The organism is Streptomyces sp. NPDC018029 (genome assembly GCF_044327655.1).
Lineage (GTDB): Bacteria > Actinomycetota > Actinomycetes > Streptomycetales > Streptomycetaceae > Streptomyces.
Genome location: NZ_JBIRFV010000013.1, coordinates 206,196 through 229,258 on the forward strand (window position 1 = coordinate 206,196; position 23,063 = coordinate 229,258).

Below are 23,063 nucleotides of genomic sequence, written 5' to 3' on the forward strand. Positions count from 1 at the left end.
GATCTGTAAGCGCCCCGCGGGGCGAACGTGGCCGTTCGACTGGAGATAGACGTGGCCGGGCGCATCGAGGACTACGCACTCATCGGAGACATGCAGACCGCCGCCCTGGTCTGCCGGGACGGCACAGTCGACTGGCTGTGCCTGCCCCGCTTCGACTCCCACGCCGTTTTCGCCGGCCTGTTGGGCACCGAGGAGCACGGCTTCTGGCGCCTCGGGCCCGCATACAGCCCCGACGCGCAGCCCCCCACTGCCGCGCGCCGCACCTACCGCGGCGACTCACTGGTGCTGGAATCCGAGTGGGACACGCCACGCGGCACGGTCCGCGTGATCGATTTCATGCCTCCGCGCGGCAGCGACTCGCCGCAGCTGGTGCGGATCGTCGAGGGTGTCACCGGCCGGGTGCCGATGCACTCGGCCCTGCGGATGCGGTTCAGCTACGGCCGCGTGGTCCCCTGGGTACACAAGTTCGACGGACGGACGGTGGCCGTCGCGGGCCCCGACTCGGTCTGGCTGGACACCACCGCCGAGACCTACGGCAAGGACCTCACCACCTACGCCGACTTCACGGTCTCGCCGGGTGAGCGGATCGCGTTCACCATCTCGTGGCAGCCCTCGCACAAGGAGCAGCCCGCGCTCGCGGAGCCCGAGGCGGCGCTCACCGCGACGGAGGACTTCTGGCGGGAGTGGGTCGACCACTGCACGTACCACGGCCCGTACCGCGAGGCCGTGATCCGTTCGCTGATCACGCTCAAGGCGCTGACGTACGCGCCGACCGGCGGCATCGTCGCCGCGCCCACCACCTCGCTGCCCGAGGACGTCGGCGGCTCCCGGAACTGGGACTACCGCTTCACCTGGCTGCGCGACGCCGCGATCACCCTCTCGTCGCTGCTGCGCACGGGCTACCGCGAGGAGGCCCGCGCCTGGCGCGAGTGGCTGCTGCGCGCGGTGGCGGGCGACCCGGAGAACCTGCAGATCATGTACGGCATCGCGGGCGAGCGCGAGCTCGGCGAGACGGAGCTGGACTGGCTGCCCGGTTACGAGGGCTCACAGCCCGTCCGGGCGGGCAACGGCGCGGCGGGCCAGCTGCAGCTCGACGTGTACGGCGAAGTCACCGAGGCCCTCCACCTGGCCCACATGACCGGCCTGACCCGCAACGACTACGCCTCACTCCTCCAGCTCAAGCTGATCCGGTATCTGGAGGACCACTGGGACGAGCCGGACGAGGGCATCTGGGAGGTGCGCGGCCCGCGCCGCCACTTCGTGCACTCCAAGGTGATGGCGTGGGTCGCCGTGGACCGCACCATCAAGCTCATCGAGTCCGGTGACGCGGACGGCCCGCTGGAGAAGTGGCGCGAGCTGCGCGACGACATCCACCGGGACGTCTGCGAGAAGGGCTACGACAAGGAGCGGAACACCTTCACGCAGTCGTACGGCTCGAAGGAGCTGGACGCCTCGCTGCTGCTGATTCCGCAGATGGGCTTCCTGCCGCCCGACGACAAGCGGGTCATCGGCACGATCGAGGCGATCCAGCGGGAGCTGTCGACGCCGGACGGCTTCATCCTGCGCTACCCGACGGCCGGCGACGACGAGGGCGTGGACGGCCTCGAGGGCGACGAGGGGGCGTTCCTGGCCTGCTCGTTCTGGATGGCCGACGACCTCGCGATGATCGGCCGGGTCGACGAGGCCCGCAAGCTCTTCGAGAAGCTCCTGGCCCTCCGCAACGACCTCGGGCTCCTCGCCGAGGAGTGGGACTCCAAGCTGCAGCGCCAGGTCGGCAACTTCCCGCAGGCGTTCAGCCACGTGCCGCTGATCGACACGGCACTGCGGCTGACGGCCTCGGGGGCGTACGGCGGCTAGGGCCGTCAGCTCCGGCTCCGGACGGCGACGGGCCGCTGCCCGTCGCCATCCGTGCGTTCGGCCGCGTCCTCCAGGACGATGCGGCCGATGATCTCGTAGCGCCGCGGGTGCCTGACCCGCAGGTACAGGCCGAGCCCGAGGCCCCCGAGGAAGACCAGGCCGACGATCCAGGGGATGGCCTCGAACAGGAGCGAGCCGGCCGCCGTGCCCGCCGCGGTGTCCATGTTGATCACCAGCAGGACGACGACGGCGATCATGCCGAGGCCGCCAAGGAGCGGCGCGAGGAACGTCCTGAACCAGTGCCGGTCCTCGGGGTGGTTGCGCCGGAAGTAGCCGATCACCGCGAAGGAACAGAGCGTCTGGACGATGAGGATCGCCATCGTGCCGAGGATCGCGAGCAGCGTGTACAGGTGGATGTACGGGTCCTGTCCGGTGAGCCAGAAGGCGGCCACGAGGGCGACGGCGATGACGGACTGGACGTACGAGGCGATGTACGGCGAGCCGTGCGTGGGGTGGGTCCGGCCGAGCGCTGGGTGCAGGAAGCCCTCTCGGCCGATCGCGTACAGATAGCGCGACGCGCACTGGTGGAAGGCCATGCCGCAGGCGAACGAGCCCGTGATGAGCAGCCACTGGAAGGTGTCGACCGCCCAGGCGCCGATGAAGCGGTGCGCCGGGTCGAAGAACAGGTCGAGCGGTCCTGCCGACCGGGAGACCTCGACGGAGCCGCTCAGGCCGTTGCCCGCGATCGTCATCCAGGAGACGTAGATGTAGAAGAGGCCGACGCCGACGACGGAGACGAGGGTGGCGCGCGGGATGACGCGTTTGGGGTCGCGGGACTCCTCGCCGTACATCGCGGTCGACTCGAAGCCGACCCACGACCAGAAGGCGAAGAACAGGCCGAGCCCGGCGGAGGTGCCGGTGAAGGCGTTCCGCGGGTCGACCGGCTCGACGGGGATGCCGTCGGGGCCCCCGCCGTGCACCAGGACGGCCGTGGCCACCGCGAAGAGGACGGCGATCTCCGCGACGAGCATCACGCCGAGCGCCTTCGCGGTGAGGTTGATGTCGAAGTACGACAGGACCGCGGTCGCCGCGAGCATCACGGCCGCATACAGCACCCACGGCAGGTCGACGCCCAGCTGGTCGAGGACGGTGGTCTGCGCGAAGTACGCGAAGACGCCCACGATGGACGCCTCGAAGACGATGTAGGCGAGGACGGCGAGCATCCCCGACGCCATGCCGGCGATGCGGCCGAGACCGTGCGAGATGTAGCCGTAGAAGGCGCCCGCGGCGGTGATCCGCTTGGCCATGGCGACGTACCCGACGGAGAAGACCGTCAGGACGAGCGTCGCGAAGAGGTAGCCGGCGGGGGCTCCGGTGCCGTTGCCCGCGCCGACGGCTATCGGGAGGTTGCCGGTCATCGCCGTGATGGGCGCCGCGGTGGCGACCGCCATGAAGACGACGCCGACGACCCCGACGGAGTTCGCTTTGAGACGGTGGACCTCGGGTGTGCTGGGTTGCTCTGGCATGGCGGGCACCCTGCCGTCGCGTGACGTACGCCACAACCGGCAGAGGGTCGCGTAATTGCCGCGCGGGCACGACGAGTTGTCGGGCCGCGAGGTCCGGCGGCCTACGCCGTGATCGACCGGAGATGTGCCGCGGACGGGCGCGGCGGTAGCGTCCGCGCCATGGACAGTCAGGGCACTCAGGGCGGGATCACCGTGCAGCGCGCGCTGGAACTTCCGGGGTTGCGCGGTGGACTCCCCGAGGTCGTCGCGGGCGCGGAGCGGCTGCAGCGGACGGTGCGGTGGGTGCACGCGGGCGAGGTGCCCAACATCGCCTCGCTGCTCAAGGGCGGCGAGCTGCTGCTCACCACGGGGCTCGGGCTCGGCGCCCGCCCGGCCGAGCAGCGCTCCTTCGTGCGCAAGCTCGCCGAACGGGGCATCGCGGCGCTCGTCGTCGAGCTGGGGCCGCGCTTCACGCGGCTGCCCGCGGCGATCGTGGAGACGGCGCGGGCCGCCGGCCTGCCGCTGGTGCAGCTGCACCGCGAGGTGCCGTTCGTGACGGTCACCGAAGAGGTGCACACCGAGATCGTCAACGGTCATTACGCGCTGTTGCAGCGGGCCGAGGAGGTCCACCGGCGCTGCACGGAGGCGCTGCTCGGCGGGGGCGGCATACCGCAGGTCCTCGCCGTCCTCGCGGAGTTCAGCGGCAACCCGGTGTTCCTGGAGACGGCGGACGGGCAGCTCCTGTACGCCGCCGGGGCGGGCACCGAGTGCGCGGATCCGCTCCAGGTGTGGGAGGGGCTGCGGGGCCGGCCCGTCGACCGGGAAGGGCCGCCCGCGAGCGCGGTCATCGTGGACGTGCCGGGCGGCGGCCCGGGTGGTGGTTCGGTGCGGGCCCGGCTCGTGCTGCTCGCCGTGGAGTCGGCGCCGCTGCCGGTGCACCGCATCGCCGCGGAGCGGGCCGCGGGCAGCCTCGCGGTGGTGCTGATGCAGGCCCGCCAGGAGGAGGAGCTCGCGGCGCGCGGGCGGGGTGACTTCCTCACCGATCTCGCGGAGGGGCGGATCGCCGCCGAGGACGCCCCCGCGCAGGCGCGCGTCCTCGGTTTCAAGCCGGTCTCGGCGGGCAGCCCGCTCCTGCCGGTGGTGATGCGGCTCGCCGACGGGCTGCCGACCGGTGGCGGCTGGGCGGTGCTCGCCCGGGCGGTCGCGGAGGAGCTGGCGTCGGTGGGGGTGCCCGCGCTGCTCGGGGTGCGGCCCGTCGAGGGCCGTGTGCCGGTGCTGCTCGGTCTGCGGTCGGAGTCCGAGCGGACCGCGGTGGCCGACCGGGTCGCCGCCGCGCTGCGGGCCGGTGTCGAGCGGGCCGGGATGCAGCGGCCCGGGGCGCAGCCGCCGGTCGTGGTGGTCGGGGTCGCGGGCGGCTGGGCGGCGGCGTCGGCGGGGCTGCGGCACGCGGCGGAGACGGCGACGGCCGCGCAGGGCCTGTCCGACCGCCCTTGGTACGACGCGCGGCGGCTCGACATCGACTTGCTGCTGTGGCGGCTGCACCGGCATGACGAGGACGGGGTCCTCGCGGCGTTCGTGGACCGGGCGATCGGTCCGCTGCGCGCCCATGACGAGCGTTCGAAGCCGCCGCTGCTGCCGACGCTCCAGACGTATCTGGCGCACGCTGGCCGCAAGGCGGAGACGGCCCGCGAGCTGCACCTGAACCGTCAGACCCTCTACAACCGGCTCGCCCGGATCAGCGAACTGCTTGGCACCGATCTCGACGATCCGCAGACGGTGCTCGCGCTGAGCCTGGCGCTGCGGGCGCGCAGACACGTGGCGTGACCGCCGCCCGAGCCGTGCCGGGCCAGCCCGTACGCGCTCAGCTGTACGGCAGGGGCTGGGTCAACTCGTCGTAGACGCTGAGGACTTGGGTGACCGTGTCGTCCTCGGTCGGCCAGGTGGCGGCCTGGGCCGCGCCCCGGTCCGTCAGCTCCGCCCGGCGGACCGGGTCAGCGAGGAGGCGTGCGACCGCGGTGGCGAGGGCTTCCGCGTCGCCGTACGCGACGAGTTCCGCGGCGTCGCCGACCAGTTCGGGCACGCCGCCGACCGCGGTCGCCACGAGCGGCACGCGCGCGTGGAGGGCTTCCTGGGCGAGCACGGAGCGCGACTCCCAACTGCTGTGCAGCACCGCGAGGTCGGCGGCCGCGAGGAGTTCGGGGACGTCGTCGCGCCGTCCGAGGAGGCGGGCCGGGAGCTGCTCGTCCTCGATGCGGCGCTGCAGAGCGGTCCGTTCGGGCCCCTCCCCCGCGACCACGAGGAGCGGCAGCGGGTCCAGGTGCCGCCACGCGCGGGTGGCGTCCAGGAGCACGTCGTACCCATGGTTCTGTTCGAGGGCGCCGACGGCCAGGATCAACGGGCGGTCCACGGCGCCGAGTTCGGCGCGGGCCTTGTGGAGCAGGCCGTCGGGCTCCTCCGCCGGGTCGGGGCGGCGCGGCGCGGGCAGTGCGATGGGCGCGAGGCGGGCGTCGCGTGCGCCCCTGCTGCGGGCCCGGTCGACGAGGTCGGAGGAGGCCCCGAGGACGACGGCGGCGGCCCTCGCGACGCGCCGCTCCAGGAGGCGCAGGAGGCGGGCGCGCGCCCCCTCGGCGTGTGTGCGGGTGTGCCAGGTGACGACGAGCGGGGTGCGGCGCCCGGTGAGGGCGACGGCGGCGCGGAGGGCGGCGTGCAGTCCGTGCGCGTGGACGAGGTCGGCGTCGGCGCAGGCCGCGCGGAGGGCGGCCACGGCGGCGGGGTCGCCGCTGCGGGGCACGGGGACGTGCCGGGCGCCGGTGCCCGTGAGGTCGTAGGCACGGGCGGCCTCTTCGGGGGCGCACACGGTGACCCGCACGCCCCTGGCGGCGAGTCCCGTGGCCAGTGACCTGACGTGCGCGCTGCTGCCCGCGCTGCCTCCGCCGAGAACTTGAACGGTGTGCAGCGGCGTCTGTCCGTGCGGCGAGTGGCTGCTCACGTGGCTCACGTGGCCGGGGCTCCTGGGTCTGCGTCGGGCGGTGCTCGGACTGGTACTCGGGCAGATGCTGCGCCAAGGATGCCAGTCCGTACGGGCGTTCCGGCACTGCCGAAAGGTCACTTCAGCATTTGGACGGGCAACTCCGCGGACGGGATCACCCACATGGGTGATGGCTGTTCAGAACGGAGAGCCGTAGGGGTGGTCCAGGAACCGGTCGTGGATCTCGCGCAGCCACGGCTCACGGACGGCGGGCAGTCGCGCCAGCGTATCGAGGAACACCCACCGGTCGGGGGTGAACAGCCGCAAGGGGTACGGCGGCAGCGGATCGTCGCGGAAGACCCCCTCGGGCATGCCGCCCGTCACGGGAACGGGCAGCTGGACGCGGGGAAGGGCCATGGACAGCCACACGTCGGCTTCGAGCGGCACGGCGGCCGCGGTGCCGGGCGGCTGCCACACCTCGCCCGTCCGCGGATGCCGCGGCACCACGGCGATGTCCGCGGCCGCCGGGGGCAGGCCTGGCCCGGCGAGGACCGCCCGCTTCCGCGTGGGCCCCGGCGGGAACAGCATGTCGAGCGCGCGGCCGAAGGTGTCCGCCATGACGCCGTCGGGGAGGGCCACTCGGGCGCCCGCCGAGACCGCGAGGAGATGGGCGAGCGCCGCCCCGACGGCCGCCTCCCACCGCGCGCTCCAGCCCCCGTTCGACTCGATCGGCGCCGCGCCCTGATACTCCCGCGCCAGCGCCGCCCAGTCGGCCACCCCCTGCTCGGGGCCTTCGCCAGGGACACGGCGGACGGCGTCCGGCACGAACCACACCGCCTGCCAGTACGAGCAGTCGTCGACGCGGGTCGCCACCGCGCTGCCGCAGTGCGCGCAGGCGAGGTTGGGGCCGCTCCGTCCGTCGAGGCCGATGCAGTACCCGTCGCACCGCTCGGGGATCAGGACGGTGCCCCGGGTGTCCCCCGGCGCGACGACGACGGCGCCCGGCTCCCCGAAGGACAGAGCGGTGACGGGCGCGAAGACGCCGCGCGCCGCCGCCTCCTCGGCCCCGATCTCGCGCCACGGGCGCCAGGGCGGCCCGGACGGCTCCGGATCGACGGCGTACGTCCCCGACTCCATGAGTGCGGGCAGCAGGTCGTGCCCGTACGTCTGACGGGCACGCACGGGAAGCGCGACCCGCTCGACGGGCCGGGTCAGCACGGCATCACACCGCCCACACACGAACACACCCATCGGCCCTCCCCTGACCCCGCCCCTCACTCAGCCGAGGCCCACCCTCGCCACCCGGCTCACCTCCTCCCCGCACACCACAGCAGCCACCACCGCCGCAGCATGCAGCACCAAACCCGTGCGCCCGTTACCCGCGACAACAGCGACACCCAAGCCCGCACCCAATGCATGCGCACCGGCGTCCCCGATCATCGCGCGCTCACCGATGTCGTCGGGGAGCACGGCTGCCGCGGCGCCCATGGACGCGGCGGCGACGACCGCGCCCGGTCCCTTGCGGAGCAGCCCCGGTGCCCCCAGTGCCAGCACGGTCGCGCAGGCCCGCCCCGGGCGTACGTCGACGAGGTTCACGAAGTGCGCGGCCCCGGCGATCACCACGCCCGCGAGGAGCTTGTCCACGGGACGCTCCTTGAGCAGCGCCCCGGCGGCGAGCCCCGCCGCCGAGATGCCGAACAGCTTCACGGCACCGCTGGTGACCTCGCCGCTCCGCAGCGCCCCGAGGTGCGCCCGGAAACCGCGGCGCGGGTCACCCGCTCCCACCATGTCGTCGTACGCCCCGCAGGCACCGGCCGCGAGCACGGCCAGGGCGGTGGCCGCCCGCGGACCGGCGGGCAGCACGGCGGCACCGGCCGCGGCGCCGACGGCGGCAGCGGGCCCGGCGTACAACTCGACGTTCTTTCCCGCGTAGTTCCGCCGCGTCCACCGGGCGGCCCCGCCGGGCGCGCGCGATCGCAGCGCGGCGGTCGCGGCACGGGTGACACCGGCAGCGGCGAGCAGCGCACCGAGCCGCCGGCCGGACGTGGATTCGATCATGAGATCACCCTACGTCCGCCCGCTCAGGGAGCTAGCCGTCACCCCTGGCCGTGGCCAGCAGTTCCTCCGCGTGTGCCCGGGCCGTCTCCGAGTCCTCCTGGCCCGCCAGCATCCGTGACAGCTCACGCACCCGGGCCTCGCCCTCCAGGACCTGGACTCCGGAGCGGGTCACCATCCCGTCGTTCGTCTTCTCGACGAGCAGCTGGCGGTCGGCGAAGGCCGCGACCTGCGGGAGGTGCGTGACGACCACGACCTGCGCCGACTTGGCGAGGCGTGCCAGGCGCCGGCCGATCTCGACCGCCGCCTTGCCGCCGACGCCCGCGTCGACCTCGTCGAAGAGGTACGTGGGGACCGGGTCCGTGCCCGCGAAGACCACCTCGACGGCGAGCATCACGCGCGACAGCTCACCGCCCGACGCGCCCTTGGCGATGGGCCGGGGCGGCGCGCCCGGGTGCGGGGCGAGGAGCAGCTCGACCTCGTCGACGCCCGCGGGACCGTACGCGACCGTGCGGCCGCCGACCTCCACGCCGTCGGACCCCTCGGGCACCTCCGTGCTGCTGATGGCGATCGACACGCGCGCGTGGGGCATCGCCAGCGAGGCGAGCTCCTCGGTGACGGCCGCGGCGAACCGCGACGCCGCCTCCTGCCGCGCGTCGGTCAACGCCTGGGCGAGCCCGGCGAGTTCGGCACGCAGCGCGTCCCGTTCGGCGATCAGCTCCTCCAGCCGGTCGTCGTCACCCTCCAGTTCGGTGAGGCGCGCCGCGCCCTCCTCCGCCCAGGCGAGCACGGCGTCGATGTCCGCGCCGTACTTCCGGGTGAGCTGCGTCAGCGCGGCCCTGCGCTCCTCGACGGCCGAGAGCCGCAGCGGGTCGGCGTCCAGGTCGTCGGCGTATCCGGCGAGTTCGCCCGCCACGTCGCCCAGCAGGATGCCGATCTCGCCGAGGCGGTCGGCGAGGGCGGACAGGGCGGGGTCGTGGGAGCGTACGGCCTCCAAGGCCCGGGAGGCGCCCGCGACCAGCGCCGTGGCGTCGATGCCCTCGGGGTCCTCGGGGTTGCCCGCGAGCGCGGCGTGCGCGGCGGTGGCGGCGGAGGCGAGGGCCTCCGCGTGGCCGAGCCGCTCGGCCTCGGCCGCGAGTTCGACGTCCTCGCCCGCGCGCGGCTCGACCCCCGCGATCTCGTCGAGTCCGAAGCGGAGCAGATCCGCTTCCTGGGCGCGCTCCCGCGCGCGCGTGGTGATCTCCTCGACCTCGGCGGTGACGGCCCGCAGCCTGCGGTAGGCGGCCGTGTACTTGGCGAGCGGCACGGAGACCGCGTCGCCCGCGTACCGGTCGAGGGCGCCGCGCTGCCGGGCGGGCTTGAGCAGACCCTGCTGATCGGTCTGGCCGTGCACGGCGACGAGGTCGTCGGCGAGTTCGGCGAGCAGACCGACCGGCACCGAGCGCCCCCCGAGGTGCGCCCGCGAGCGCCCCTCCGCCGAGACGGTCCGGCTGATCAGCAGCGCCCCGTCGTCGAGTTCGGCCCCGGCCTCCTCGGCGCGCACGACCGCCGCGGCGTCGGCGGGCACGGCGATGCGCCCCTCCACCACCGCCGACTTCGCGCCGATCCGCACCAGGGCGGGATCCGCGCGACCGCCGAGCAGCAGGCCAAGGCTGGTGACCACCATCGTCTTGCCCGCACCGGTCTCACCCGTCACGGCGGTGAAGCCCGGCGACAGCTCGACGACCGCGTCGTCGATGACTCCGAGCGACCGTATCCGCATCTCCTCCAACACGGACACGACCTTACGAGGTCTGAGGCCCGGTGTGCGACGGGCCCTGGCCTCCGGCCGCGAAGGCGCAGGTCGAAACGGCGCATCCGCGGCCGCTGTCACCCGCTGGAGTGGAGGGGTGGGGTTATCCCCAGCAAGATCCACCGGCTCACCGCATGGCTCCGGGCCCGGGCCCGCGGAGACCATGATCCACATGGCAACAGGACTGGCACAGGCGGCACTGCGCGCGCACCGCCCGGCATTTGTGGGCACGGCAGTGGCCGCGCTCTTCGCGGCGACCGTGGTGAGCGCGTCGACGATGATGCTCGGCACGACGAGCACCGACCGTCCCGGGCTCTCCGCGGCGGCCCGCAGGCAGATCGCGGAGAACGGCGTGGGCGACATGGCCGTCGTCCTCCTGATCGGCTCCATCTACATGTCGATTTTTGTGGTCGTCTCGACGATGGGCACGGCCGTCGCGCAGCAGCACCGCGAGCTCGCGCTGGTGCGTTCCATCGGCGCCAAGCCCCGCCAGGTCCGCCGCGCGGTGGCCGTTCAGGCCCTCGCCGCGTCGGTCCCCGCCGCGCTCGCCGGCTTCGTGCTCGGCGGCTTCGCGGCCCGGTGGTGGCACGCCGGCATGGTCGACCACGGGCTGCTGCCCGCCGAGGCCGGCTTCCGCTTCAGCTGGCTCGCGCTGCCGGTGTGCGTCGGCGTGGCCGTGGTGACGACGACCGTCGCCGCGCTCCTGTCCGCGCTGCGGTTCTCGCTGCTCCGCCCGGCCCGCGCCCTGAGCGAGGCCGCCACGGGCCGCCGCGGGCTCGGCGTCCTGCGGGCGCCGCTCGGCGTGCTGGCGGTGGCGGGGGCCTGCTTCGTCTCCGTACTCCTGTCGGAGCAGCCCGCGGACGAGGCGAGCGAGGGCGCCTTCCTCGTCCTCATCCTCTTCTGCGCCGGCGCCGGACTGCTCGGCCCGCGCCTGATCGGCCCCGCGGCCTGGCTGGTCTCGGCGGCCGTCGGCCGGTTCGGCCCCAGCGCGCGCCTGGCGATGCTCAACGTCCGCTCGCAGCCCCGCCGCTTCTCCGCCGCGGTCGTCCCCCTCGTCCTGGTCGTGGGCTTCGGCCTCACCAAGATCGGCATGCACACCACGGCCCAGCACCACACCGGCTCCGCGGGCAGTGCGGGCGAGGTCTGGCTCGACTACGTGGGCACGGGCCTGTACGCGGGCTTCGCCGCCATCGCCGCGGCGAACACCCTCGCCATGATCTCGTTCGAGCGCCGCCGTGACGTGGCGCTGCTGCGGGTCGTCGGCAGCCGGCGGGGGCAGGTGGGCGCCATGGCGGCCTGGGAGGCGCTGGTGGTCGCCGGGACGGCGCTGCTGCTCGGCGGCGCGATCGCGCTCGGCACGCTGGCCCCGATCCTCAGCACGGCCTTCGGCTCGGCGCTGCCGTACCTGCCGTGGCCCGTACCGCTGGGCTTGGCCGCGGGCACGCTGCTCCTCACCCTGCTGGCGACGGGTGTTCCGGTCCAGGCGGCAGTACGGAGGCGCGCGATCTCCGAGCTCAGCGCGACGTAACGCCCCGGCCGAAGGCATCAGGGGCGCGGGGAACTGCGCGACCAGCCACAAGCAACCAGCACCGCGCAACCCCCCGAACCACCCCCGACGGAGCGACACCGCCCACCCGGCGGAGCGTCAGTGGGGCGCCCCGCGCCACCCGGACACAGGCAGCGCGAACTTGGCGACCAGCCGATCCGTGAACGACGCGTGGTGCAGCCGGGCAAGCCGCACCGGCACCTCACCCCTCCGCACCTCCACCCGCGCCCCGGAAGGCAGCTCCAGCGTCCGGCGCCCGTCGCACCACAGCACGCCGTGCGGTGTGTCCGGCTGCACCTCGACGGCGAGCACGGAGTCCGGCGAGGTCACCAGGGGCTTGGCGAACAGGGCGTGCGCGCTGATCGGGACCATGAGCAGCGCCTCGACCTCCGGCCACACCACGGGCCCGCCGGCGGAGAACGCGTACGCCGTCGACCCGGTCGGCGTCGCGCAGACGATGCCGTCGCAGCCGAAGCCGGTGACGGGCCGCCCGTCGATCTCCAGGACGACCTCCAGCATCCGCTCGGGTGACACCTTCTGCACGGCGGCCTCGTTCAGCGCCCAGTCGCGGTGCACGATGTCGCCGTTGCGGTGCACGACGACGTCGATCGTCATGCGCTCCTCGACCTCGTACGCCCGCGTGACCACCCGGTCGACGACCTTGTCGAGGTCGTCCCGCTCGGCCTCAGCGAGGAAGCCCACGCGCCCGAGGTTCACCCCGAGCATCGGCACCCCGGACGCCCGGGCGAACTCGGCGCCCCGCAGCAGCGTCCCGTCACCGCCGAGGACGACGATCAGCTCGCAGTCGTCGATGCACTCGGCGGTGGCCTCCTCGACCGTCTGCACCTCGTCCGGCAGTGTCAGGTCCACGGCCTCCGCGTCCAGGACGCGCACGCCGATGCCGCTGCGCAGCAGCCCCTGTACGACGAGCTCGGCGCTGCGGATGGCCGCGGGCCGTCCGGTGTGCGCGAGCAGGAAGACGGTACGAGCTCGGGTCTGGGTCACTCGGGTCTGGGTCAACGGGGCCCCTCCGCCACGGCACGGTCAACGTCCGCCGGGTCCAGCTCATCGGCCCCGGCGCGCAGCCACAGAAAGTACTCGACGTTCCCGGAGGGTCCCGGCAGCGGGCTCGCGGTCACGCCGCGCACCCCGAGACCGAGCCCCCACGCCTGCCGTGCCACCCCGCGCACGGCGTCGGCCCGCAGTTCGGCGCTACGCACCACACCGCCGCTGCCGAGCCGCTCCTTGCCCACCTCGAACTGCGGCTTGACCATCAGGACGAGGTCCGCGTCGGGCGCCGCGCACCGCACGAGGGCGGGCAGCACGAGGCCGAGCGGGATGAAGGAGAGGTCTCCGACGACCACGTCGACGGGGGTGCCGTCGATGGCTTCGAGGGTCAACTCGCGTACGTTCGTACGGTCCTTCACGGTGACCCGGTCGTCGCTCTGCAGCGACCACGCGAGCTGGCCGTAGCCGACGTCGACGGCCACGACGTGCGCGGCGCCCGCGCGCAGCAGCACGTCGGTGAAGCCGCCGGTGGAGGCGCCCGCGTCCAGCGCGCGCCGTCCCTCAACGACGAGCCCCTGCGGCGTGAAGGCGGCGAGGGCGCCCGCGAGCTTGTGCCCGCCGCGCGATACGTAGTCGGGGTCGCTGTCGTCCTGCGAGACCACGATCGCGGCGGCCGTCTCGACCTGGGTCGCCGCCTTGGTCGCGACGGTCTTGCCGACCGCGACCCGGCCTGCGGCGATCAGCTGGCTCGCGTGCTCGCGCGAGCGCGCGAGCTTCCTGCGGACGAGCTCGGCGTCGAGGCGGCGTCGTGCCACTCCTGCCACGTTCGGTTCAGCTCCTGTCGTACGAAGATGATGAGGGCGCCCCGACGGGTGCCGGTGGGCCGGGGCGCGCGTCCAGTGCGGTCAGCGCGTCGCGCAGGCCCCGGTGTACATCCTCGTACACCTCGATGTGGCCGTCCGTGGCGAGGTGGTCGGCGTCACCGAGCCGGGCGAGAGAGGCGTCCACCTCGGAGTCGCCGGTGGGCGTGCGCTCGACGCCGAGGGGCGCGGGGGCGGCGGGGTCGTACGACGGCTCGTCCGGAACCTGAGGCTCCGGCCGCACCGCCTCCCCTTCTTCGGGGCCCGCGTGTGAGTCGCTCATGGCATGACGCTACCTCGTGGGCCCGGTGTACGGTCGATCACGATGGCGACCATGGCGGAGTGCCGTACCGCACTCGACAGACTCTCGGACACGCTCGCGTCCGCCGACGGCGACGTGCGCGGTGCCGCTGCCCTGAACCGCTCGCTGAGCTGCCACATCACCGACCTCGACGCCACCTTCACCGGCCGTCTCGAGAACGGCCGGATCGCGGTGCTCGACGACCACCCGGGCCCGCCGCGCGAGAAGGCGGAGATCCGTCTCGCGATGACGGGCGACGACCTGGTGTCGATGGTGGGCGGCGAGCTCAACTTCGCGAAGGCCTGGGCCTCCGGCCGGGTCAAGCTGGAGGCGGGCTTCCGGGACCTGCTGAAGCTCAGGTCGCTGCTGTAGCCGGGGCCCGCCGCCCGGCGCGGGCGGCCGGGATCACCAGCGGCGTCCCCGTCTCCGGGTCGTCGATGACCCGGCACTGGATCCCGAAGGCCTGCTCCACCAGCTCCGCCGTGACGATCTCGGACGGCGGTCCCTCGGCGAGCACCGCGCCGTCGCGCAGCGCGATGAGGTGCGTGGCGTAGCGGGCGGCGTGGTTGAGGTCGTGCAGGACGGCGACGAGCGTGCGGCCCTGCTCCTCGTGGAGCTCGGCGCAGAGGTCGAGGACGTCGAGCTGGTGCTGGATGTCGAGGAAGGTCGTCGGCTCGTCGAGGAGCAGCAGCGGGGTCTGCTGGGCGAGCGCCATGGCGATCCAGACGCGCTGGCGCTGACCGCCGGAGAGCTCGTCGACGTAGCGCTCGGCGAGTTCACGCACACCGGTCGACGCCATCGACTCGTCGACGATCCGCTCGTCCTCCTCCGACCACTGCCGCAGCAGCCCCTGGTGGGGGTAGCGGCCGCGGGCGACGAGGTCGCCGACCGTGATGCCGTCGGGCGCGATGGACGACTGCGGCAGCAGGCCGAGCGTCTTGGCGACCTTCTTCGCCGGCATCGACTGGATGACGTTCCCGTCGAGCAGCACCCGGCCCGCGGACGGCTTGAGCATCCGGGACAGGGCGCGCAGCAGCGTGGACTTGCCGCAGGCGTTGGGGCCCACGATCACGGTGAAGGAGTTGTCGGGGATCTCGACGGACAGCTTCGACGCGATGACGCGCTGGTCATAGCCGAGGGTGACGTCGTCGGCGACGAGCCGGTTCACAGCAGCACGCTCCTGCTTCTGGTTCATGGGCTGGTTCGAGTCCTTGGACTTCGCGGGATTCGCGGGATGCGCGGCGGGTTCCGGGCTGGACTTCATATGCGTCCCGCCTTGCGCTGGGTGACGAGCAGCCAGAGCAGGTAGACGCCGCCGAGCACGCCGGTGACGACGCCGACGGGCAGCTGGTCCGCGCCGAAGGCCCGCTGCGAGGCCCAGTCCGCGACGATCAGGAGCGTGGCGCCCATGAACATGGCGGGCATGAGGTTGGGGCCCGGCGAGCGCGTGAGCCGGCGCGCCAGCTGCGGCGCGGTGAGCGCGACGAAACTGACCGGTCCCGCGGCGGCGGTGGCGGCCGCGGTGAGCAGCACGGAGGCGGTCAGCAGGACGAGGCGGGTGCGTTCGACGCGTACGCCGAGGGAGTTGGCGACGTCGTCGCCCATCTCCAGCATCCGCAGCGGACGCCCGTACACGAGGACGAGCGGTACGAGGACGGCGCAGAGCACGAGCAGCGGCCACACCTGCTCCCAGTCGCGGCCGTTGAGGGAGCCGGTCATCCAGACCACGGAACGGGCGGCGTCGACGAAGTCGGCCTTGGTGAGCAGATAACCGTTGATGGCCGTGATGAACGCGGAGACGCCGATGCCGACGAGGACGAGGCGGTAGCCGTGCACACCGCGCTTCCAGGCGAGCAGATAGATGGCGAGGCCGGTGACGAGACCGCCGACGAGCGCGCCGCCCGCGACCTCGGCCGCGCTGCCCTGGAACAGGACGATCATGGTGAGCGCCCCGGCGGTCGAGCCCTGGCCGAGGCCGAGCACGTCGGGGCTGCCCAGCGGATTGCGGGCGATGGACTGGAAGAGCGCGCCGCCGAGCCCGAGGGCCGCGCCCACCAGGAGCCCGACCAGGACCCGCGGCAGCCGCAGGTCGTTGATGATGAACTCCTGCCCGGCGTCGCCGTCGCCGAGCAGGGTGCGGATGACGTCGGCGGCCGGGATGGGGAAGTCACCGGTGCCGATCAGGACGACGCTCGCGGCGAGCGCGGCGACCACGAGGAGGGTGACGACCACGGCCGTGCGGACGTCGAGCCGGACGGAGAGGCCGCCCCTGGTGCGTATCGCCTTCACAGCTGGGCCACCTTCCGACGGCGTACGAGGAAGATGAAGACCGGCGCGCCGATGACCGCGGTCACGATGCCCACCTGGAGCTCCGAGGGCCGCGTCACGACGCGCCCGACGACGTCCGCGCCGAGCAGCAGGACCGGCGAGAGCACGGCCGCGTACGGCAGGATCCAGCGCATGTCGGGCCCGGTGAAGGAGCGCACGATGTGCGGCACCATCAGGCCGACGAACACGATCGGTCCGCAGGCGGCGGTCGCGGCTCCGCACAGCAGGGTCGCCGCCGCCATGGCCAGGACGCGCGTACGGGTGAGGTGGGCGCCGAGCGCGCGGGCGGTGTCGTCGCCCATGGCCATGGCGTTCAGCGGCCTGGCCAGACCGAGGGCGAGCACGGTGCCGATCGCGAGGAAGGGCAGCACCTGCTCGATGGTGTTCATGTTGGCGGAGGCGAGGGAGCCGACCGTCCAGAAGCGCATCTTGTTGAGCGCGGCGCCGTCCATGATCATGACGGCTTGCAGATAGCCGTAGAGGGCCGCGCTGAGCGCGGTCCCGGCCAGCGCGAGCCGCACCGGGGTCGCGCCGCGCGAGCCGCCGAGGAGGTAGAGCAGGACGCCGACGAGCAGCGCGCCCACGAACGCGAACCACACGTAGCCGCTCAGCGAGGTGACGCCGAAGAAGCTGATCGCGCTGACGACCGCGGCCGAGGCGCCGAGGTTGATGCCGAGCAGTCCGGGGTCGGCCAGCGGATTCCGGGTGAGCGCCTGCAGGACGGCGCCGGAGAGGCCGAGCGCGACTCCGGCGAGGACCCCGAGGAGGCTGCGCGCGAGCCGCTCACCGACCACGACGTCCGCGTACGTCCCCGTGTCGTGGAACAGCCCGTGCCAGACCTGGTCCATGGACAGCGACTTGGCGCCGACCGCGACGCTCGTCAGGAAGACGAGCAGCAGGACGGCCACCGCGACGAGCAGCCCGACGCTGCGTATCGCCCGGCGTTCGGGGGGCGCGGGGGCGGTCTCCGCGCGGCTTCCAGGGGGACTGTCGACCAACACCGGGTTAGGTTAGCCTACCCTCGCACTCGACTTCGAAGAGACTCCGACGAGAGAAGCACCACCCATGCACGCAGCCCGGCGCTCCCCGAGGCCCCAGCGATGACCGACTCCCCGTACCGGTACTTCGACGTCCAGGTGCTGCGCACCGAGCAGGTCACCCCCGCCATGATCAGGGTGGCCTTCGGCGGCGCCGAGCTGTCCGGCATGGCCGCGGGCGGCCCCGACCAGCGCATCAAGATCTTCCTGCCGCACCCCGGCCAGGACAGCCCGGTCATGCCGGACACCGGCTCCGGAGACACCTCCGAGTGGTACGCCGCTTGGTGCGCCCTCGACCCGTCGGTGCGCGGCATCATGCGCACGTACACGACCCGGCAGCTGCGCCGCGACCCGGACGAGCTGATCGTCGACTTCGCCGTCCACGACCCGGTGCCCTCGCCCGCCGACGGCCCGGCGACCAGCTGGGCACGGACCGCGCGCCCCGGCGACCGCATCGGCGTCCTCGGCCCGGTCGAGGAGGAGAACGCGGCGTACGACTTCCGCCTGCCCGAGGACACCGACTGGCTGCTCCTCGCCGCGGACGAGTCGGCGCTGCCCGCCGTCGCGAACATCCTCGAGAAGCTCCCGCCGGGCCTGCCGACCCGCGTCTGGATCGAGGTCCACGACCTCGCCGACCGCCAGGACCTGCCGACCGAGGCCGACGCGGAGATCCACTGGCTCACCAGGGAGGGCGCCACCACGGCCGCGATCCGCGGAGCGGACCTCCCCGAAGGCACCCCCTACGCATGGATCGCCGGCGAGTCCGCGACCGTCAAGGCCGTCCGCCGCCACCTCGTCGGCGAACGCGGCTTCGACCGCAAGAGGGTGTCGTTCTCGGGCTACTGGCGCAAGGGCACGACGACGGACCAGCTGATCGACAGCGGCGAAAGCGCCTGACGCCGAACCGTCGCACCGGTACCGCGCCCGCCAGGACCCTCCTCCTGAGCGGGCGCTTTCCGTCACCGACCGCGGGGCGCGGGAACACAACTCCCGGCGGGGGCTACTCTCTCCGCCCCCCCCCGGAACTCACAGCCCCAGCCGGGACAGCGCCTTCCCCGCGTCCAGCTCGCAGACGCCGTCGCCGGCCTGCGTCCAGGCCGCCGCGCACAGCGCCCGCAGCCCGTCCATGGCCTCACCCTCGCCGTCGAGCGCGAGCTCCTCGCCGCGCACCGAAGCGGTCCACCCGCCGCAGCCGAACCCGCCCTCCACCGGGGTGACTTCGGGCTGGCCGGTGAGCATCCCGCGCAGATCCGCGTCCACGTACGTCGGCCGGTGCTCGGGCCGCGCGGCCAGCAGCTGCGCGCCGTCCGTGACACCGGTCAGCACGAGCAGCGAATCCACCTCTCCGTTGAACGCGCCCTCGATGTCCGTGTCCAGCCGGTCGCCCACGACCAGCGGCCGCTCGGCGCCGGTCCGCAGGATCGTTTCCCGGTGCATCGGCGGCAGCGGCTTGCCCGCGACCTGCGGCTCGGCGCCCGTCGCGATCCGGACGACCTCGACCGCCGCGCCATTGCCGGGCGCGATGCCGCGGGCGCTCGGGATCGTCAGGTCCGTGTTCGAAGCGAACCACGGCACCCCGCGCGCGATCGCGTAACAGGCCTCCGCGAAGCGCCCCCACGCCAGGTCCGGCCCCCCGTACCCCTGCACGACCGCGACCGGATCGTCGTCGGCCGACTCGACCGGCTCCAGGCCCCGCTCGCGCAGCGCGACCCGCAGCCCCTCACCGCCGATCACCAGCACCCGCGCCCCCTCGGGCACCTGCTCGCTCACCAGGCGGGCCGCCGCCTGCGCCGATGTGATGACGTCCGAGCCGTCGGTGGCGATGCCCAGCTCCGTCAGGTGCTCCGCCACCGCGTCCGGAGTGCGCAGCGCGTTGTTCGTGACGTACGCGAGGTGCATACCGCCGTCGCGCGCCGTGCCCAGCGACTCGACCGCGTGCACGATGGCCCGGCCGCCCGCGTACACCACCCCGTCCAGATCGAGCAGAGCCGTGTCATAGACCTCACTCAGCGCCCGACCGCTGCCCTCCGGCCGTGTCCTCGCGCCCTTGTCGGCACTGCGGCCTGCGGTCTGGCTCATTACGCATCGCTCCTCGCTCGATCCCACTCCCCCGATCATCGCTCATGCCACTGACACACATACGATGCCCTAATGAACACAGCGGGTCACACCGACGACAGCGGCCTCGACCTGGTCCCGTTCCGGGGCGTGCGCTACGTCCCCGAACGGGTCGGCAGTCTCGCCGCGGTGACCTCACCGCCGTACGACGTGGTCGTACGCCCGGACGGCCTGCTGCACCTGGAGTCCGCCGACCCGCACAACATCGTCCGGCTGATCCTCCCCCAGGCCACCACCCCGGCCGCCCGCAACCAACAGGCCTCGGACACCCTCCACACCTGGCTCGCCGAGGGCATCCTCGCCCCCGACACCGAGCCCAGCCTGTACGTCTACGAACAACGCGACAGCGACATCCTGCAGCGCGGCGTCATCGGCGCGCTCCGCCTGTCGCAGGCCGAGGACGGCGTCGTCCTGCCGCACGAGGGCGTGATGCCCCATGTCGTCGAGGACCGCGCCGCCCTGATGCGGGCCACCTCCGCCAACCTGGAGCCGCTGCTCCTGACCTACCGCAGCGACAGCCAAGGCCACAGCGACATCGATGACGAGTACGCGTCCGGGCAGCCCGAGCCCGGCGGCGCGATGGCCGTCATCGAACGGACCGCCCGGCGCGAGCCTCTCCTGTCGACCACTACGGAGGACGGCTTCCACCACCGCCTGTGGTCCGTCACGGACCCCGCGGAGATCGCCGAGATCCAGTCGGACCTCTCCCACCACCAGGCCCTGATCGCGGACGGCCACCACCGCTGGGCGACCAATCTGCGGCTCCGCGCGGAGCACCCGTCACCGAGCGCCTGGGACTACGGCCTCGTCCTTCTGGTGGACACCGCCCGCTACCCCCTGCGAGTCCGTGCCATCCACCGCTACCTCCACCGGCTGCCGGTGTCCGACGCCCTCCAGGCCGTCGGTGACTCCTTCCGCATACGTACGGTCGAGGGCTCGCTCGACCACGCCCTCGAAGCCCTCGCGGAGGCCGCGGCGAAGAGCAACGCCTTCGTCCTGGCAGGCGACGGGGCCTTCCACCTCGTGGACCACCCGTCCCCGGACCTCCTCGCCCGGACGATCCCGGACGACCGCCCGGAGGCCTGGCGCACCCTCGACGCCACGGTCCTGCACTCGACTCTGCTCGACCACGTGTGGCAGATCCCCGACACCCCGGAACACATCGCGTACATCCATGACACGGCGGCGACGGTCGAGAAGGCGGAGCGCGACGGCGGCACCGCGGTCCTGATGCACCCGGTCCGCGAAGAGGTGGTCCGCGAACTGGCCCGGCAGGGCGTCACGATGCCCCGCAAGTCGACGTCCTTCGGCCCGAAGCCGGCGACAGGCCTGGTCCTGCGCGACCTCTCGTTCTGACCCCCGGATACGCAAAAGGGCGGACCCCCTTCCGGGGGCCCGCCCTTTTCTGCTTACTGCCTACTGCCTGTGTCAGTCCTTGTCGCGCTCGTCGCGCTCGTCGCGGTCACCGTCGTCGAGGCTGTCACCGTCGTCGAGAGTGTCGGCGTCGTCGAGGCTGTCGTCGGCGACCGACTCGGCGACGTCTTCGTCATCGCCCAGGGCGTCCACGAACTCGACACCGTCCAGCTCGGCGAGCCGGTCGGAGGCGTCGGTGCTGCCGTCCTTGTCGGACTCGATGACCTTCGCGAACCACTCCCGCGCCTCGTCCTCGCGCCCGGCCGACAGCAGCGCGTCGGCGTACGCGTACCGCAGCCGCGCGGTCCAGGGCTGCACGGAGTTCGACGCCAGCTCGGGGCTCTGCAGGGTCACGATGGCCGCGTCGATCTGGTCCATGTCGCGGCGGGCTCCGGCGGCGACGAGCCGCATCTCGACCTGCCCCGCCTTGTCGAGCTTGTGCACCTCAGGCGCACCCGCCATCTCCAGGGCCTTCTCGGGCCGGCCGAGTCCGCGCTCGCAGTCCGCCATGACGGGCCACAGCTCGACGCTGCCGGTCATCCGCCGGGCGGCCCGGAACTCGGCGAGCGCCTCGCTGTACTTCTGGTTCGCGTACGCGGCGAAGCCGGCGGCCTCGCGCACGGCGGCGACCCTGGAGGCGAGGCGCAGGGCGATCCGCGAGTAGGCGTAGGCCTGCTCGGGGTCCTCGTCGATGAGCTTGGCGACCATCACCAGGTTCTTGGCGACGTCCTCGGCAAGCCCCTTGGGAAGGCTCTGCAGCTCCTGCTGTACGTCCTTGTCGATCTCGTGGCCCGTGACGTCCTCGGGGATCGGCAGGCGCCTGATCGGCTCGCGGTCACGGTCCCGGTCGTCGCGCCCGCCACGGTATCCACCGCGGTCGCCGTCACGCCGGTCGTCGCGCCCACGGAACCCACCGGGGCGTCCGCCGCGGTCGTCACGGCGCGGTCCACGCCCACGGTCGTCGCGGCCGCGGTCGTCGCGCCCGCGGAAGCCACCGCCACCACGGTTGTCGTCACGCCCGCCACGGTATCCACCGCGGTCACCGTCACGCCGGTCGTCGCGGCGGTCGTCCCTGCGCTCGTACGGCCGGTCGTCACGGCGCGGCGCGCTGCTCGGCCGCTCGTCGCGACGGAAGCCACCACGGTCGCCACCGCGGTCGTTGTCACGACGGTCATCGCGGCGGTCGTCGCGGCGGAAGGCGGGACGGTCGCCGTCACGGCGGTCGTCCCGGCCGCGGAAGCCGCCACGGTCACGGTCGTCACGGCGCGGGCCGCTGCTGGGCCGGTCGTCACGGCGGAAGCCACCACGGTCGCCGCCGCGGTCGTTGTCGCGGCGGTCGTCGCGCCCGCGGAAGCCACCACCACGGTTGTCATCGCGACGGAAGCCGCCACGGTCCCCACGGTCATTGTCCCGACGGTCATCACGACGATCGTCACGTCGGTCATCGCGGCGGAAAGCGGGACGGTCACCATCGCGCCGGTCGTCACGGCCCCGGAAACCACCACGGTCGCCACCGCGGTCGTTGTCACGACGGTCGTCACGCCCGCGGAAGCCACCACCACGGTTGTCATCGCGACGGAAGCCGCCACGGTCCCCACGGTCATTGTCCCGACGGTCATCACGACGATCGTCCCTGCGATCATCGCGGCGGTCGTCGCGGCGGAAAGCGGGACGGTCGCCATCGCGGCGGTCGTCGCGGCGGAAGGCGGGACGGTCGCCGTCACGGCGGTCGTCACGGCCCCGGAAGCCACCACGGTCACGGTCGTCACGGCGCGGACCGCTACTGCTCGGCCGCTCGTCACGACGGAACGGGGGGCGTCCACCGCGGTCCCGGTCACCCTCGCGACGGTCACCGCGGTTGTCGTCGCGACCCCGGTAGCCACCACCGCGGTTGTCACCACGGCTGTCGCCCCGGTTGCCGTCGCGGCCACGGAAGCCCCCGCGGTCGCCACGGTCGTTGTCACGACGGGGAGCCCCGCGGTATCCGCCCCGGTCACCACCGTCCCGGCTGCGCTGCTCGCGCTCCGGTCGCTCGTCGGGAGAGTTGGGGGACATCGGTGACTCCTAGTCTTCGGTACCGCAGTCATTCTCGCGCAGCCTGTGGGCCGGCGCGCTTCGACAAAAACAAAAGGACCCTTGGTCCCAGCGTGGACGCTGGGACCAAGGGTCCTCCAAAAATTGTTCGGCGGCGTCCTACTCTCCCACAGGGTCCCCCCTGCAGTACCATCGGCGCTATGAGGCTTAGCTTCCGGGTTCGGAATGTAACCGGGCGTTT

20 protein-coding genes and 1 rRNA gene are annotated in these 23,063 nt (G+C 73.2%); 7 read left to right on the top strand and 14 right to left on the bottom strand.

From position 1 onward, the window contains the following. Positions 1–45 precede the first annotated feature (45 nt). A complete protein-coding gene (locus tag ACH4D5_RS33725; protein WP_398310278.1) occupies positions 46–1,857 on the top strand; it encodes a glycoside hydrolase family 15 protein in 1,812 nt (603 codons plus the stop codon). Positions 1,858–1,862: 5 nt separating this feature from the next. Here the strand turns inward: ACH4D5_RS33725 and ACH4D5_RS33730 are convergent, their stop codons facing one another. Continuing rightward, a complete protein-coding gene (locus ACH4D5_RS33730) occupies positions 1,863–3,383 on the bottom strand; it encodes an APC family permease (RefSeq protein WP_398310197.1) in 1,521 nt (506 codons plus the stop codon). Positions 3,384–3,542: 159 nt separating this feature from the next. Here ACH4D5_RS33730 and ACH4D5_RS33735 point away from each other — a divergent pair, with 159 nt between their 5' ends. Beyond that, positions 3,543–5,186 carry a PucR family transcriptional regulator gene (locus ACH4D5_RS33735; protein ID WP_398310200.1) on the top strand — a complete coding sequence of 548 codons (1,644 nt, stop codon included), beginning with the start codon at positions 3,543–3,545 and terminating at the stop codon, positions 5,184–5,186. Positions 5,187–5,223: 37 nt separating this feature from the next. Here the strand turns inward: ACH4D5_RS33735 and ACH4D5_RS33740 are convergent, their stop codons facing one another. The 4 genes from ACH4D5_RS33740 to recN form a co-directional block, all read right to left on the bottom strand. Next, positions 5,224–6,360, bottom strand: a complete 1,137-nt coding sequence (locus tag ACH4D5_RS33740; protein ID WP_398310202.1) for a glycosyltransferase family 4 protein — start codon at positions 6,358–6,360, stop codon at positions 5,224–5,226. A 168-nt stretch (positions 6,361–6,528) separates the two neighbouring features. Beyond that, positions 6,529–7,581: a hypothetical protein gene (locus tag ACH4D5_RS33745; RefSeq protein WP_398310205.1), complete on the bottom strand. Its 1,053-nt coding sequence runs from the start codon at positions 7,579–7,581 to the stop codon at positions 6,529–6,531. A 27-nt stretch (positions 7,582–7,608) separates the two neighbouring features. After that, positions 7,609–8,388 carry a hypothetical protein gene (locus tag ACH4D5_RS33750; protein ID WP_398310208.1) on the bottom strand — a complete coding sequence of 260 codons (780 nt, stop codon included), beginning with the start codon at positions 8,386–8,388 and terminating at the stop codon, positions 7,609–7,611. Positions 8,389–8,419: 31 nt separating this feature from the next. Beyond that, complete coding sequence (recN, locus tag ACH4D5_RS33755; RefSeq protein WP_398310281.1) at positions 8,420–10,147, bottom strand: DNA repair protein RecN; 1,728 nt, start codon at positions 10,145–10,147, stop codon at positions 8,420–8,422. A 202-nt stretch (positions 10,148–10,349) separates the two neighbouring features. On the opposite strand from recN, the gene ACH4D5_RS33760 reads away from it, so the two are divergent. After that, on the top strand, positions 10,350–11,705 hold the full coding sequence (locus ACH4D5_RS33760) for an FtsX-like permease family protein (RefSeq protein WP_398310211.1): 1,356 nt from the start codon (positions 10,350–10,352) through the stop codon (positions 11,703–11,705). A gap of 117 nt (positions 11,706–11,822) precedes the next feature. On the opposite strand, the gene ACH4D5_RS33765 is transcribed toward ACH4D5_RS33760, so the two are convergent. The 3 genes from ACH4D5_RS33765 to ACH4D5_RS33775 are packed head-to-tail and all read right to left on the bottom strand — an operon-like array spanning position 11,823 to position 13,874. Further along, the gene (locus ACH4D5_RS33765) at positions 11,823–12,728 is read right to left on the bottom strand and encodes an NAD kinase (RefSeq protein ID WP_398310214.1); all 906 of its coding nucleotides are present in this window, start codon (positions 12,726–12,728) and stop codon (positions 11,823–11,825) included. An 11-nt stretch (positions 12,729–12,739) separates the two neighbouring features. Then, positions 12,740–13,555, bottom strand: coding sequence for a TlyA family RNA methyltransferase (locus ACH4D5_RS33770; RefSeq protein ID WP_398310217.1), 816 nt, complete (start codon positions 13,553–13,555; stop codon positions 12,740–12,742). A gap of 7 nt (positions 13,556–13,562) precedes the next feature. After that, positions 13,563–13,874, bottom strand: coding sequence for a hypothetical protein (locus tag ACH4D5_RS33775; protein ID WP_398310220.1), 312 nt, complete (start codon positions 13,872–13,874; stop codon positions 13,563–13,565). Positions 13,875–13,916: 42 nt separating this feature from the next. Here ACH4D5_RS33775 and ACH4D5_RS33780 point away from each other — a divergent pair, with 42 nt between their 5' ends. Continuing rightward, on the top strand, positions 13,917–14,264 hold the full coding sequence (locus tag ACH4D5_RS33780; protein ID WP_398310223.1) for an alkyl sulfatase C-terminal domain-containing protein: 348 nt from the start codon (positions 13,917–13,919) through the stop codon (positions 14,262–14,264). Here the strand turns inward: ACH4D5_RS33780 and ACH4D5_RS33785 are convergent. The 3 genes from ACH4D5_RS33785 to ACH4D5_RS33795 form a co-directional block, all read right to left on the bottom strand. After that, positions 14,248–15,087, bottom strand: coding sequence for an ABC transporter ATP-binding protein (locus ACH4D5_RS33785; protein ID WP_398310284.1), 840 nt, complete (start codon positions 15,085–15,087; stop codon positions 14,248–14,250). The two genes, ACH4D5_RS33780 and ACH4D5_RS33785, sit on opposite strands and share 17 nt — an antisense overlap. Positions 15,088–15,152: 65 nt before the next feature. Then, positions 15,153–16,181, bottom strand: a complete 1,029-nt coding sequence (locus ACH4D5_RS33790; RefSeq protein ID WP_398310226.1) for a FecCD family ABC transporter permease — start codon at positions 16,179–16,181, stop codon at positions 15,153–15,155. Beyond that, positions 16,178–17,221, bottom strand: coding sequence for a FecCD family ABC transporter permease (locus ACH4D5_RS33795; RefSeq protein WP_398310234.1), 1,044 nt, complete (start codon positions 17,219–17,221; stop codon positions 16,178–16,180). Before ACH4D5_RS33795 ends, ACH4D5_RS33790 begins: the two co-directional genes overlap by 4 nt. Positions 17,222–17,320: 99 nt before the next feature. Between ACH4D5_RS33795 and ACH4D5_RS33800 the strand changes: the two genes are divergently transcribed. Next, complete coding sequence (locus ACH4D5_RS33800; protein WP_398310237.1) at positions 17,321–18,154, top strand: siderophore-interacting protein; 834 nt, start codon at positions 17,321–17,323, stop codon at positions 18,152–18,154. Between the two features lie 129 nt (positions 18,155–18,283). Here ACH4D5_RS33800 and ACH4D5_RS33805 read toward each other — a convergent pair whose 3' ends face one another. After that, complete coding sequence (locus tag ACH4D5_RS33805) at positions 18,284–19,336, bottom strand: HAD hydrolase-like protein (RefSeq protein ID WP_398310240.1); 1,053 nt, start codon at positions 19,334–19,336, stop codon at positions 18,284–18,286. A gap of 72 nt (positions 19,337–19,408) precedes the next feature. Between ACH4D5_RS33805 and ACH4D5_RS33810 the strand changes: the two genes are divergently transcribed. Further along, positions 19,409–20,731 (top strand): DUF1015 family protein, encoded by a 1,323-nt coding sequence (locus ACH4D5_RS33810; RefSeq protein WP_398310242.1) that lies wholly within the window; start codon positions 19,409–19,411, stop codon positions 20,729–20,731. A 72-nt stretch (positions 20,732–20,803) separates the two neighbouring features. Here ACH4D5_RS33810 and ACH4D5_RS33815 read toward each other — a convergent pair whose 3' ends face one another. Next, the gene (locus tag ACH4D5_RS33815; protein WP_398310287.1) at positions 20,804–21,604 is read right to left on the bottom strand and encodes a hypothetical protein; all 801 of its coding nucleotides are present in this window, start codon (positions 21,602–21,604) and stop codon (positions 20,804–20,806) included. On the opposite strand from ACH4D5_RS33815, the gene ACH4D5_RS33820 reads away from it, so the two are divergent. After that, positions 21,575–22,849, top strand: coding sequence for a hypothetical protein (locus ACH4D5_RS33820; RefSeq protein ID WP_398310289.1), 1,275 nt, complete (start codon positions 21,575–21,577; stop codon positions 22,847–22,849). The two genes, ACH4D5_RS33815 and ACH4D5_RS33820, sit on opposite strands and share 30 nt — an antisense overlap. A gap of 119 nt (positions 22,850–22,968) precedes the next feature. On the opposite strand, the gene rrf is transcribed toward ACH4D5_RS33820, so the two are convergent. Further along, positions 22,969–23,063 (bottom strand): 5S ribosomal RNA (gene rrf / locus ACH4D5_RS33825); the annotation flags it as partial.